Annotated in this window: 8 protein-coding genes and 1 tRNA gene; 6 read left to right on the top strand and 3 right to left on the bottom strand. The window is 64.5% G+C overall.

Annotated elements, in window-relative coordinates:
* Nucleotides 1–2: 2 nt before the first annotated feature.
* Entirely contained in the window at nucleotides 3–878 is an 876-nt protein-coding gene (locus HV766_RS27185) for an inositol monophosphatase family protein (RefSeq protein WP_054457624.1), read from the bottom strand.
* Between the two features lie 142 nt (nucleotides 879–1,020).
* On the opposite strand from HV766_RS27185, the gene mnmC reads away from it, so the two are divergent.
* The 6 genes from mnmC (at nucleotide 1,021) to HV766_RS27155 (ending at nucleotide 8,350) form a co-directional block, all read left to right on the top strand.
* Nucleotides 1,021–2,892: a bifunctional tRNA (5-methylaminomethyl-2-thiouridine)(34)-methyltransferase MnmC2/FAD-dependent 5-carboxymethylaminomethyl-2-thiouridine(34) oxidoreductase MnmC1 gene (gene mnmC / locus HV766_RS27180; protein WP_119451415.1), complete on the top strand. Its 1,872-nt coding sequence runs from the start codon at nucleotides 1,021–1,023 to the stop codon at nucleotides 2,890–2,892.
* Between the two features lie 272 nt (nucleotides 2,893–3,164).
* Nucleotides 3,165–5,390 carry a glycoside hydrolase family 31 protein gene (locus HV766_RS27175; RefSeq protein ID WP_054457579.1) on the top strand — a complete coding sequence of 742 codons (2,226 nt, stop codon included), beginning with the start codon at nucleotides 3,165–3,167 and terminating at the stop codon, nucleotides 5,388–5,390.
* Between the two features lie 199 nt (nucleotides 5,391–5,589).
* Nucleotides 5,590–6,678, top strand: a complete 1,089-nt coding sequence (locus HV766_RS27170; RefSeq protein WP_054457578.1) for a methionine ABC transporter ATP-binding protein — start codon at nucleotides 5,590–5,592, stop codon at nucleotides 6,676–6,678.
* Complete coding sequence (locus HV766_RS27165; protein ID WP_175182175.1) at nucleotides 6,635–7,288, top strand: methionine ABC transporter permease; 654 nt, start codon at nucleotides 6,635–6,637, stop codon at nucleotides 7,286–7,288. The genes HV766_RS27170 and HV766_RS27165 overlap by 44 nt, the downstream gene beginning before the upstream one ends.
* A gap of 55 nt (nucleotides 7,289–7,343) precedes the next feature.
* Nucleotides 7,344–8,141, top strand: coding sequence for a MetQ/NlpA family ABC transporter substrate-binding protein (locus HV766_RS27160; protein ID WP_175182174.1), 798 nt, complete (start codon nucleotides 7,344–7,346; stop codon nucleotides 8,139–8,141).
* Between the two features lie 133 nt (nucleotides 8,142–8,274).
* Nucleotides 8,275–8,350 (top strand) — tRNA-Lys (locus HV766_RS27155).
* Between the two features lie 192 nt (nucleotides 8,351–8,542).
* Here HV766_RS27155 and HV766_RS27150 read toward each other — a convergent pair.
* Both HV766_RS27150 and HV766_RS27145 read right to left on the bottom strand, forming a co-directional pair.
* The gene (locus tag HV766_RS27150) at nucleotides 8,543–10,177 is read right to left on the bottom strand and encodes a methyl-accepting chemotaxis protein (protein ID WP_175182173.1); all 1,635 of its coding nucleotides are present in this window, start codon (nucleotides 10,175–10,177) and stop codon (nucleotides 8,543–8,545) included.
* Between the two features lie 182 nt (nucleotides 10,178–10,359).
* On the bottom strand, nucleotides 10,360–12,102 hold the full coding sequence (locus tag HV766_RS27145; protein WP_175182172.1) for a GGDEF domain-containing protein: 1,743 nt from the start codon (nucleotides 12,100–12,102) through the stop codon (nucleotides 10,360–10,362).
* Nucleotides 12,103–12,106 lie beyond the last annotated feature (4 nt).

Below are 12,106 nucleotides of genomic sequence, written 5' to 3'. Positions count from 1 at the left end.
CGTCAGTCCTTCTTGTCGAGGTGCGGCGCGATCATCTCGTGCAGGGCGCGTTCGATGGCCTTGTTGCCGGCCACGACGCGCCCGCCGATGGGCCAGGGATCCTGGCGGTGCATGTCGGAACATGCGCCGCCCGCTTCGCGCAGGATCAGCGTGCCGGCGGCCACGTCCCAGGGCGCCAGGCCCATTTCCCAATAGCCGTCGTAGCGGCCGCAAGCGGTCCACGCCAGGTCCAGTGCCGCCGCACCCATACGGCGCACGCCGCGCGCGCGGTTGATGGCGTCATGCAGCATGGGCATGTACTGCGCAGCGAATGAAAAGTCGCGGAACGGGAAGCCAGTGGCCAGCACCGCATCTTCGATGGTCGCCGTGCGCGAGCACTTGATGCGCCGTCCGTTGAGCCAGGCGCCCAGGCCGTGGACCGCGGTAAAGAGTTCCTCGCGGCTGGGGTCGTAGACCACGCCGACCACGGGCGTGTCCTCGGCCAGCGTGTCGGACGCCGATATGGCGGTGCCTGCGTGTGCGATCAGCGCGATCGACACGGCGTAATGCGGGATGTCGTGCAGGAAGTTGGTGGTGCCGTCCAGCGGGTCGATATACCAGGTGGCGCTGCCTTGGGGCTTGCCGCCCGTTTCTTCGGCGACGATGCCGAACTTGGGCGTGCGCGTTTGCAGCTCCTGGATAATGGCGGCCTCCGCCTCGCGGTCCGCCTGGGATACGAGATCGTTGCGCGCCTTGCGGTCGATCACGAGATCGGCGCGGTGATGCGCGTAGGATTGCAGGATGGCCGCGCCGGCATGGGCTGCCGTGACTGCCGCGTCGATCGCGGCGCACAGGTCGATGGGCGAGGTCTGCGAGCGGGGCTGATCATAGGTATCCATGAAACCAGTGTAAGCCCATGTATGCGTCAAATCCGTGGTGAAGCCCCGAAACCGCCATGCCGCGTGGCTTCCGCCCAACGCGGCCGCATCCGATAATCCGCGCTGATTTTCATTCTCTATTTCGTCTGCCGCCGCCGTTTCCATGTCCTTCTCCTATGCCCCCCTGATCCCCGCCAAGGCTGAATTCGACGCCGATGGCCGGCTCTACAGCCCCGCTTATGGCGATGTCTACCATTCGCCGTCGGGCGCGCTGGGACAGGCGGAACACGTGTTCCTGCGGGGCAATGGCCTGCCTGAGCGTTGGCGCGGACGCCGCGCATTCACCGTCTGCGAAACGGGTTTCGGACTGGGACTGAACTTCCTGGCTCTCTGGAAGGCATGGCGCGACGATCCGCAGCGCAGCGCCGCGCTGCACGTGGTGTCGCTGGAAGGGCATCCCTTTGAACGCGAGGACTTGGCGGCTCTCTTGACGCGTTATGCGCCCGAGCCCTTGGCCGGTCTGGGGCGACAACTGGCGGCAGCATGGCCGGTCTTGTTGCCCGGACTGCATCGCCTCGAATTCGAGGGCGGCGCCGTCACGCTGACGCTGGGCTTTGGCGATGCGCAGGTCCTGGCGTCCCGTCTGCGCGTCGGCGTGGACGCGTTCTTCCTGGACGGCTTCGCGCCTGAACGCAATCCGCGGATGTGGGAATTGCCCTTGCTGCGCGACCTTGCCAAGCTTGCGGCGCCCGGCGCCACGCTGGCCACCTGGGCCTGCACCGGCGAATTGCGCCAGGCCTTGCGGACGGCGGGTTTCGAGGCGCGGCGCGCGCCCGGCTACGGCGGCAAATGGCATATGACCGTGGCCACTGCGATTGCCCCTGGAGGTGCGGCCGCGGACGTCCCGCACGCGGAGTCCCGCTACGCCGTGGTGGTGGGAGCGGGGCTGGCGGGAGCCGGCATCGCCCAGGCGCTGGCCGCGCGCGGATGGCGTGTGACCGTGATCGACGCGGGCCGGGCGCAGGGCGCGGCGGCGCACGCAGGGCATGTCGCGGCGGCCTTGACGCCGGTGGTGGCGCGAGACGACAACGCGCGGGCGCGCCTGTCGCGCGCCGGCAGCCTGCGCGCGCTGGCGCGCTGGCAGGGTTTGCCGGCAGGCGCGGCGCCCCTGGTCTGCGGCACGGTCCAGCTTGAGCGCGACGAAGGCCGGTCCGCGGCCTTGGCCGGCACCCTGGAGACCCTGGCCTTTCCCGAACACTGGGTGCGCCAGGTCAGCCGCGACGAAGCCAGCGCCTTGGCCGGCCTGCCGCTGGCGCGCGGCGGCGTGTATTTCGGACAGGGCATGCTGCTGCGGCCAGACTTGCTGATAGAGGCCCTGCTGGCGACCGAGGGCGTCACGGTGCAGCCCGGCGCGGCGGCCAGGGTCGAACGCGCTGGCGCCGGCTGGCGCGTGCGCGATGCGGAGGGCGCTGAACTGGCGCGAGCCGATACCGTCGTTCTGGCCAACGCGTTCGGCGCGCGCGCCGTGCTGGCAGACAGCGGCTTGCTGGATCCCTTGCCGCGCGTGGGCCAGATGCACGCGCTTGCGGGAGAAGTGACGCTGCTGCCTGCGCAGACGCTGCGTGGCGGTCCTCGCTGCATCGTGGGCGGCGAGGGCTATCTGCTGCCCGACGTGGGCTCTGGCTGCGTGGCCGGCAGCACCTATGTGCATGGCGCGGCCGAAGCGCGGATCGGCGCCGAGGGCCAGCGTGTCACCCTGGACAAGGCTGCGGGCTTGCTGGGCGGAGGCTTCCCCGAATTCGAATCCCTGGAGCCCGGCAGCCTGCCGGGCTGGGCCGGATGGCGGGCCGTGCTGCCCGGGCGCTTGCCCGCCGTTGGAGAACTACCCCACGCGCCGGGCCTGTGGTTGGCCATCGGCTATGCATCGCGGGGGCTGTCTTGGTCGGCGCTCATGGGAGACCTGATCGCCGCGCGTCTGGCTGGGGAGCCGTCGCCTTTGGAAACCGATCTGGCCCAACTTATTTCGCCACGATGAAAAAAAGCCGAAAGGGGCGCCGGGAGCTTGTCCCGGGTGGCGTAGAATGGCAGGAATTGCCGGGATTTGGCGCCAAATTGGCCTGAGTTGGCCGCGAACCTGGCATTTTGGCGGCTCGACGGCCGCTCCTCTTGGGGGGCGCTGGCCGAAGGCTTTAGACCCCTTTTATGGATGAGATCGCAGTCCAAATGAGGGACCGAGTTTATTTCAAAGCCCAAATCCGTCAAAATAGCGTCTTTTGATGGTTTTTGGCTTAAGCCGGGGGATGCTCTGTGCCGCCCAAGTTCGACTTTGCCCATACTACCCAGCTCGAAAACGTCGAGCTGCTGACGTCCCGCCCCAGTCGCATCGATTTCGACGCGGGCGATGGGTTGCATCTGGTAGTCGAGGCGCATGCGCCTGGCGTCTTTCGCCTGCGCTGCGGCGAGGCTAATCACCTTACCGATGACAAGCCCGGCGCGCGTGCTCGCGCCGTGGCGGAAATGCTGCTCGCGCGCCAGGAGGCCGTGGGCGAAGCCGTTATCGCTCCGCGCGACGACGGGGAGGGCTGGCGGATCACCCAGGGTGACGTCTCCCTGGAAATCCTGTCCAACCCCGTGCGCGTCGCGATCTACCGCAACGACGAACGGGTGTTCGAGTCCGAGGTATCCGCGCATACGCCCGCATTCGGGCACAACGCGCTGGACCAGGCCGACGACGCCGTCTGGACGGCGGGTTTCACGCTGCAGTCCGACGAGCGCATCTATGGCCTGGGCGAAACCCCGGGCGATCTGAACCGCCGCGAAGAATCCGTGGTGTCCGACGACCCCGAGCACCGCGCCCTGCCTTTGGCATGGAGCCCGCGCGGCTGGGGGGTCTACGTCAACACCATGCGCCGCGTCGAACACTCGGTGGGCGTGGCGCCTGCGGACTCCGCCTATGTGCTGACCGTGGACGACGTCGTGCTGGACATGTTCCTGTTCGCTGGCGAACCGGGCGAGATCCTCAATCAGTACACCGCCTTGACCGGCCGCGCGGGCCAGCCTTCGCTGTGGGCGATGGGCGCGTGGCTGCAGCAGGCTCCGGGCGAAATGCCCACGGACACCGTGGCCTTGGTCGCTCGCATGCGCGAAAACCAGATTCCGGTGGATGCCGTGACGCTGGCGCAGCCTGCGGCCTGGGGCTTCCAGTCGGACAAGACGGTTTTCGAATGGGACGCCCAGCGTTTCCCGGACGCCAAGCAGATGCTGGCGCTGTTCCATAAGCACCATGTGCATGTCGCCGCTTCCGGCTTCCCGGGCGTGCTGAAGACCAGCCCGCTGTTCGAGGAACTTGAAGACCGCGGCTGGCTGTTGGCCAAGGACGACGGTTCGGCCCAGGTGTTCGACGGCACCGCCGCCACCTCGGGACAGCCCTACGGCCTGCTGGACCTGACCTACCGCGACATCTACAACCTGTGGGTGGAGCGCCATCGCCAATTAGTCGAAGACGGCCTGGACGCGCCCGCGTGCGACGCCCAGATCGCCATCCCCGACGGCGTCACGGCCCGCAACGGCGAAACCGGTCCTGCGCTGCGCAGCATGTATCCGCTGCTGGTGCGCCGCGCGCTGTTCGATGCGGTCGCCGGCCTGAAGGTGCCGCCGGAAGGCGTGGTGCCCAGCTCCGATCTGTTCCCCGCCGCCCAGCGTCTGCCGTGGCAAGTGGGGCCGCAGGTTGAAAACACCTGGGAAGGGCTGCGTCACACCCTGCGCACCGCGTTGTCGATCGGCGCCAGCGGCTTGCCCGTCCAGGTGCATGGCATCGGCTCGGCCGCGCGCGACCGCGCCGGCATGACGCCCGAGCTGTACCTGCGCTGGCTGACCGCCGGCGTGTTCTCGTCGAACTTCGCTTTCCAGGGCGTGGAAGGCCTGATGCCATGGGACTTCGGCGAAGAAACCCTGGCGCATGCCAAGACCTGGATGCAGTGGCGTTACCGCCTGGTGCCTTACGTGCTTGGCGCCATCGAGGACTCGGCGCGCACCGGCTTGCCGGTGCAGCGTTCCATGGCGATGTCGTTCCCGAACGATCCGCACGCGCATGACTGGGACCTGCAATACCTGCTGGGTCCGGCCCTGCTGGTGGCGCCGGTGACCGAACCCGGCAAGCAGGTGCGCGTGTACCTGCCCAAGGGCGAGGCCTGGTGGGACCTGAACACCGGGCACCGCTACGAAGGCGGCACCACCTGGACCATCGATTGCGAACTGGGCCAGTTTCCGGTTTTCGGCCGCGAAGGGCACATGCTCTGTCTTGGACCGGCGGCGCAGCATACCGGCGAGTTCAACTCGGCCCGCATCCTGGACGAGGTCTGGATGTTCGGCATGCCGGTGCATAACCCGGTCGTCATGCGCAACAAGATCCGCGTGATGCAGATGCAAGGCTCCAGCTACATCAAGGGGCTGGAAGGCCTGCGCATCTCTCCGTCCGAGGGCCTGGAAGTCAAGCGCCGCGGCGCGGAAGTCCGCATCTCGCGCGCACGCTGAAAAAGCCGGCTGCGGCCGGTCCGGCACAAAATGGGCAGTCAGGAAGGCTTTCCTTCCTGACTGCCCTTTCCGCGTTATGGCGTGTGCTCCTTAGGGACGCAACCGGGCGCGGGTACGGGCTCTTATATTACTTGTAGTTATAAAAAATGAAAGAAACAGTCGTTCTCTGTAGAAGAGAAAAGATACAAAATCGCTTGCCATGATTCAGATCGAGAACCTATCCAAGACCTACGCCACGCCGCACGGACAATTCCAGGCGCTGCGCGGCATCAACCTGCATATCAAGCAGGGCGAGGTCTTCGGCATCATCGGCCCCAGCGGGGCCGGCAAAAGCACGCTGGTCCAGTGCATCAACTTGCTGGAGCGGCCCAATGAAGGATCGATCGCCATCGGCGGCCAGTCCCTGACCGGCTTGAACGAGGCGCAGTTGCGCGAGCAACGCCGCCGCATCGGCATGGTGTTCCAGGGGTTCAACCTGCTGTCGCGCCGCACGGTGTACGGCAATGTTGCGCTGCCGCTGGAAATTGCCGGCGTGGCCAAGGCCGAGATTCCGGCCCGCGTCGAGCGCCTGCTGGCGCTGGTGGGCCTGGAGCATCTGCGCGACCGCTATCCCAGCCAGATCAGTGGCGGCCAGAAGCAGCGCGTCGGCATTGCCCGCGCCCTGGCCAACAATCCGGACGTGCTGCTCAGCGACGAAGCCACGTCCGCACTGGATCCGGAAACCACCCACAACATCCTGGCCTTGCTGCGCGACATCAACCGCAAGACCGGCGTGACCGTGGTCATGATCACGCACCAGATGGAAGTCGTGCGCGAGGTCTGCGATCGCGTCGCCGTGCTGTCGCAGGGCGAAGTCGTCGAAATGGGCAGCACGCGCGAAGTGTTCGCGCAGCCGCGCCACGAAGTGACCCGCGCCATGGTGTCGGCCGCCACCGCGTCCGACCTGACCGACGCCACGCTGGCCGCGGTCAAGGAGCGCATCCAGGCGCTTGCCGCCGCCAAGCCGGGCCAGGCCGTGCGTCTGCTGCGCCTGTCGCTGACCGGCACCGACGCGTCGGGCTCCTTCCTGTCCGACCTGTACAAGCAGTATTCGCTGGACGTGGGCCTGATCCAGGCGCGCGTGGAAGACATCCAGGGCGTGGCCGTGGGCACGATGTTCGTGCTGGCCCAAGGCGCGCCCGCATCGGTCAAGGACGCGATTGCCGCGCTGGCCGCCCGTGACATTACCGTTGAAGAAATAGCTCATGAGTCCGCAACTGATCGACCTGCTTATTACGTCGCTGCTTGACACCCTGCTGATGGTGGGCGTGGCCAGCGCCATCGCGGTGGTGATCGGCATTCCGCTGGGCGTGATCCTGACGGTGACGGCCCGCGGCAACATGCTCGAGAACCAGTCCGTCAACCATGTGCTGGGCGCGGCGATCAACGCCACGCGTTCGGTGCCGTTCGTCATCCTGATGGTTGCGATCATCCCGTTCACGCGCCTGGTGGCCCAGACCTCCATCGGCACCACCGCCGCCATCGTGCCCTTGTCGGTTGCCGCGATTCCGTTCATGGCCCGCATCGCCGAAAACGCCATGCGCGAAGTCGACCCGGGGCTGATTACCGCGGCGCGCGCCATGGGCGCGTCGCCCATGCAGATCATCATGAAGGTGCTGCTGCCCGAATCCTTGCCCGGCCTCATCGCAGCCACGGTCGTCACTGTCGTCAGCCTGATCGGTTATTCGGCCATGGCCGGCGCCATCGGCGGAGGCGGCCTGGGCGACCTGGCCATCCGCTACGGCTACCAGCGCTTCCAGTCCGACGTGATGGCCGCAGTCGTCATCGTGCTGATCGTCCTGGTCCAGGTGATCCAGAGCCTGGGCGACCGTTACGTGCGCCGCATCTCGCATCGCTGATCCTGCCGGCGCCGCATCCATTTCTCCTCACTTCCGACATTCGGGATACTGCAACATGAGCATCAAGGTTTTGAAGTCGCTGGCCGCGTTCGCACTCGGCGCCGCCGTTTTCGCCCAGCCCGCGCTGGCCCAGGACAAGCCGCTGAAGATCGGCGTGACCGCCGGCCCGCACGCCCAGATCTTTGATGTGGTGAAGCAGGAAGCCGCCAAGCAGGGCCTGAACATCCAGGTCATCGAATTCACCGACTACGTGCAGCCCAACGTCGCGCTGTCCTCGGGCGACCTGGACGCCAACAGCTACCAGCACCAGCCCTATCTGGACAACGCCAACGCCGACCGCGGCTACAAGCTGGTCAGCATCGCCAAGACGGTGATTTTCCCCATCGGCATCTACAGCAAGAAGATCAAGTCGCTGTCCGAGCTGAAGGAAGGCGCCCGCATTGCGCTGCCGAACGATCCGACCAATGGCGGCCGCGCCCTGCTGTTGCTGCAGGCCAACGGCTTGATCAAGCTGCGTCCCGATGTCGGCCTGAAGGCGACCCCGATCGACGTGGTCGAGAACCCCAAGAAACTGCGCTTCATCGAACTCGACGCTGCTCAGTTGCCGCGCTCGCTGGATGACACCGATGCGTCGGCCGTGAATACCAACTTTGCGCTGGAAGCCGGCCTGAATCCCGCCAAGGACGCCATCGCCCAGGAATCGCCCGACTCGCCGTACGCCAATGTGTTGGTCGTACGTGAAAAGGACAAGGGCCGTCCCGAGTTCGCCAAGCTGATCGCCATCTATCACAGCCCGGCCGTGAAGCAGTTCATCGAGACCAAGTACAAGGGCGCGGTGGTGGCCGCCTGGTAAGCCCAGCACCGCCAGCTCCAGGAACGGCCGCCGCGAGCGGCCGTTTTTGTTGCTCGGTGGAAGTTATGGGTTGGGGCCTTGCACCGAATTTTGACAAACGGCGCCAAATCGGCCATAATTTCTGGCTTCGGTCGGGTTGTTAGCTCAGTCGGTAGAGCAGCGGACTTTTAATCCGTTGGTCGCGAGTTCGAGTCTCGCACAACCCACCACCCCAATTCTCGTACAAAGCAATGGCTGTCCAAGCATTGCTGTACTCAAGAAAAACGCCGCTATTTCTAGCGGCGTTTTTTTTGCTTCTTGATCATTGTGGTTCATGACCTGGCTATGGACTCGGCTTGTGGCCGGGTTGAAGCCGCTGCTGGACCGGCGCGCGTTGCAGCCGGTCCATTCGTGTTGCTCTCTTACGTAGAGGCCGCAAACGCGATGAGGGTCGGCTCCGCCATCGGCACATGCCGCGGGGACTGGGACGATGCCGTCTTGAACACTTCGACCGCATGCAGCAGGTCGCGCGCCTGTTCCGCCATGGAATGCGCCGCGGCAGCTGATTCCTCGACCAATGCCGCGTTCTGCTGCGTCACGGAGTCCAGTTGCGCGATGGCGACGTTGACCTGTTCGATACCTATGGCTTGTTCGCGCGACGCGGTGGCGATCTCTCCGGTTATTGTCTTCATGTGCATCACCGAGGTCACGACGTCCTCCATGTCCCGGCCAGCACGCGCGGCGAGATCCCGTCCGGCCTGGACCACGGAAGTGGAGGTCTCGATCAGGTCTTTGATTTCCCTTGCGGATGTGGCGCTGCGTTGAGCCAGCGCCCGGACCTCGCCGGCGACCACGGCGAAGCCGCGGCCTTGATCCCCGGCCCTGGCGGCTTCCACCGCAGCGTTCAACGCAAGTATGTTCGTCTGAAATGCAATGCTCTCGATCAGCGACACGATCTGAGCGACCTTTTCGGAGTTGGCGGAAATCTCTGTCATGGCTGCGAGCATCTCGGACACCACGCTGCCAGCTTTCTCGGCTGCCTTGGCTCCTTCAATGGCTACTTCGTCTCCGCTTGCCGCGTTGTCTTGATTCAGTCGCACGGTGGACGTCAGCTGTTCGATGCTGGCGGCGGTTTCTTCCAGAGAGGCGGCCTGCTCCTCGGTACGGTGCGACAGGTCTGCATTGCCCTGGGCAATCTGACCAGCAGCCGTCGAAATCGACGAAGCCGACGATTTGATTGCATCGACGATTCTGGATAGACGTGATCGCATGGATTCCAGACCATGCATCAAGCTGTGGTCATAGCGGGAATCGAGCTGCAGTCGGCTGGTCAGATCGCCATCCGCGATGCTTACCGCCAGGACTTGTGCATCGCCGGGATCGCCACCCAGCTGGCGCAGGATGCTGCGCGCCGTGAGACAGCCAGCAAGCACCCCAAGTAGCAGCGCGATCATGACGGTCGTTCCTACAGCCCATTGCAACTGGTTCGCGAACGTTCGGGTATCCGCCGCGCGTGCGTCGTTGATCTGCGTTTCGAGCGCCGCGAGTGTGGAAAGCGTTTCCTGGAGCACGCGTTGCTTGGGCCGCAGTTCCTCTTCCAGCAGATGTTGCGCGTTCTGGCGGTCGCCGTTCAATCCTTCTTCCATGACACGCACGAACTGCGAACGCATGTCTTGTTGTGCAACGCCGGCGGCGGCGAACAGACGCCTTTCGTCGTTGGTGGTGCCAGAGCGGCTTGAGAACATGCCGCCCAGCTTGTCTCGAGATTCGTTGTAGAGTTTCTCCGCTTCATTTGCCCGCAGTAATTCGGCCTTCAGCACCGACGGATCCGTGAGGAGCAGAATGTTGCGGATCGCGATGGCCTGTTCCTGGACTTGGTAGCGCATGTCGATCGCCAGGCGCCGCTGTTCGTTGTTGATCGAGGTGATCTGATAGACATCCTGCTCCAACGCCCGGATGCCAAACGCGCCGAGAACGCCGGACACCAGCAGCGCCACCATGATCATCGCAAAACCCATGGCAAGGCGAGTACGCATCTTCAGCTTTGATGGCTTCATTTCAATTTCGCTTTCAAAAATGGAATCTCTGTATTCGGTTCACGCTGTCCGGACTATACGGACGCGCTGCGCGCGACAAAAGACAGAAATTTTGTTCCGCCAAGCACTTTTTCCTATTTTGTAGGCGACCGTAGATCACGCCGCGCAAGCCCGCGCGGCGCAGGTGAAAGCCATCCATCGATTTATCGCGCCGCGTTGTCGGACTGCGTGATGACACAGTTGCGGCCAGAGGCCTTGGCGCGATAGAGCAGTGCGTCCGCTTGCTTCAGCAACGCGTCGATATCCCTGATTTCATCTGCCCGCGCGCAGACCACGCCAAAGCTGCTAGTGATCGACGTTATGGTCCTGCCGTCGGCAGGGACCGTCAGGCGTTCGATGCGGCGGCGCATGCTCTGCGCCATTGCGCTTGCTTGCGCCATGCTGGGAACCGTGCATAGCACCGCGAATTCTTCGCCGCCGATGCGCGCAACGATGTCGGTGCGCCGCCATGTCTGATGGCATGCCTGGGCCACCGCCACCAGCACGTTGTCGCCGCCGGCGTGGCCGTAGGAATCGTTGATCCGCTTGAAATGATCGATGTCGAAGACGATCAAAGTCAGCATCTGTTCCGGCTCATGCAGGCTTGCGCACAAGGCTACGGCGCGGACGTGAAATGCGCGACGGTTGAGCAGCCCCGTGAGGAAGTCTGTCTCCGCCAAGGTCGCCAGATCGGCGATGAGCCGCTCGCGTTCATGCTCTGTCCGGGACTTGGCGATGGCGTCCTCCTTCAATCTCTGAATGGCGTCGAACAGGCCGCGGACTTCCTTCCGATAGCCGGCGCCGGAGATTGGCGCGGGGGCGTTGTCATTGATGGAGTTGATGATTTCGGTGGCCACGACGAATGGTCGTATCAGACGCCAGCGGAACTTGGTGAATCCCCAGGTGGCGGCCAGCAACAGCACGATGGCGACCGCTGTGGTCGTGACCAGTTCCGTCACCGCGTTGACGCGTTGCCGTTCCAGGAGCTTTTCCAATACGCTCAGCACTTCATCGCGGAAGTCGACGATGGATTGCATCAGCGGAACATAACGCTCCTGCGTGCCCGCCTGCGGACTGGGCGAGTCAGCGCTTGAAGGCGGCGTGTGGCGCAAGGTTTCGATGTACTCCAGGCCTGCGCCAAAGTACTCAAACTGAACTCGGGGATAAGCGCGCGTCTCGAGGTCCGCATGGGTGGAAAGCTGTACTTCAAGCAACGCACGCAATTGCGAAACGCGTCCAAGCTGCTGTTCGATGCGTTGCGTTTCCAAGTCACTGAGGGGGCGACGCTGAACCTGTGCGGGCATGAAGGAGGATCCCAGCAGGCCGGCTTGTTCGCGCAGGCCTGCTGCAAGCATGGCAATGGTCATGAGGCCGGGGCTTTCGACTTCATGTCGGATCACGACGGCCGAGTTGTCGAGCGCGGTTTCCTCGAGAGCGGGAATGAGCCCGGCCATGATGACCACCACGTCATTCAGCTCTTGCGCGCTGATCAGCGCACGCGGCCTGGCGATGAGCCGATCTGCGGCGGCGCGGTGTTGGACCAGGGTCCGCGCGATGTGCTGGACGGTGGCTCGGACATCCCTGCAACTGTCGCAGCTGCGGGTTCGGTGCAGTTCCAGCAGCTCGGCAATTCTGTTGTCGCTGGCGTTGCGCGCGAGTTGTAGTTCTTGCTGTCTGGCCTCGGATACCGGCTGGCCTTCAATCAGCGCCGCATTCATCGAACCGCGTTCCATCAGGACGGTAGCCATCGCCTCCAGCGTGCCCTGGACGACGCCCAGGCTCGACATGGCATCGCGCGCCGCCGCGTGGGCCCGCCAGCTATGCGTAAGTTGAATGCCTATCAGCGCGCTGACCGGGATGAGCACGCCGATGACATAGGCCACCGTGTAGCGGTTCAGGGATTTCAAAAGA

Origin of the sequence: Achromobacter aegrifaciens (assembly GCF_902859735.1) — a bacterium.
In the GTDB taxonomy this organism is placed as follows: Bacteria; Pseudomonadota; Gammaproteobacteria; order Burkholderiales; family Burkholderiaceae_B; genus Achromobacter; species Achromobacter aegrifaciens.
Note: the sequence above shows the minus strand (reverse complement) of the source record. Positions and strands in the feature narration are given on the sequence as shown.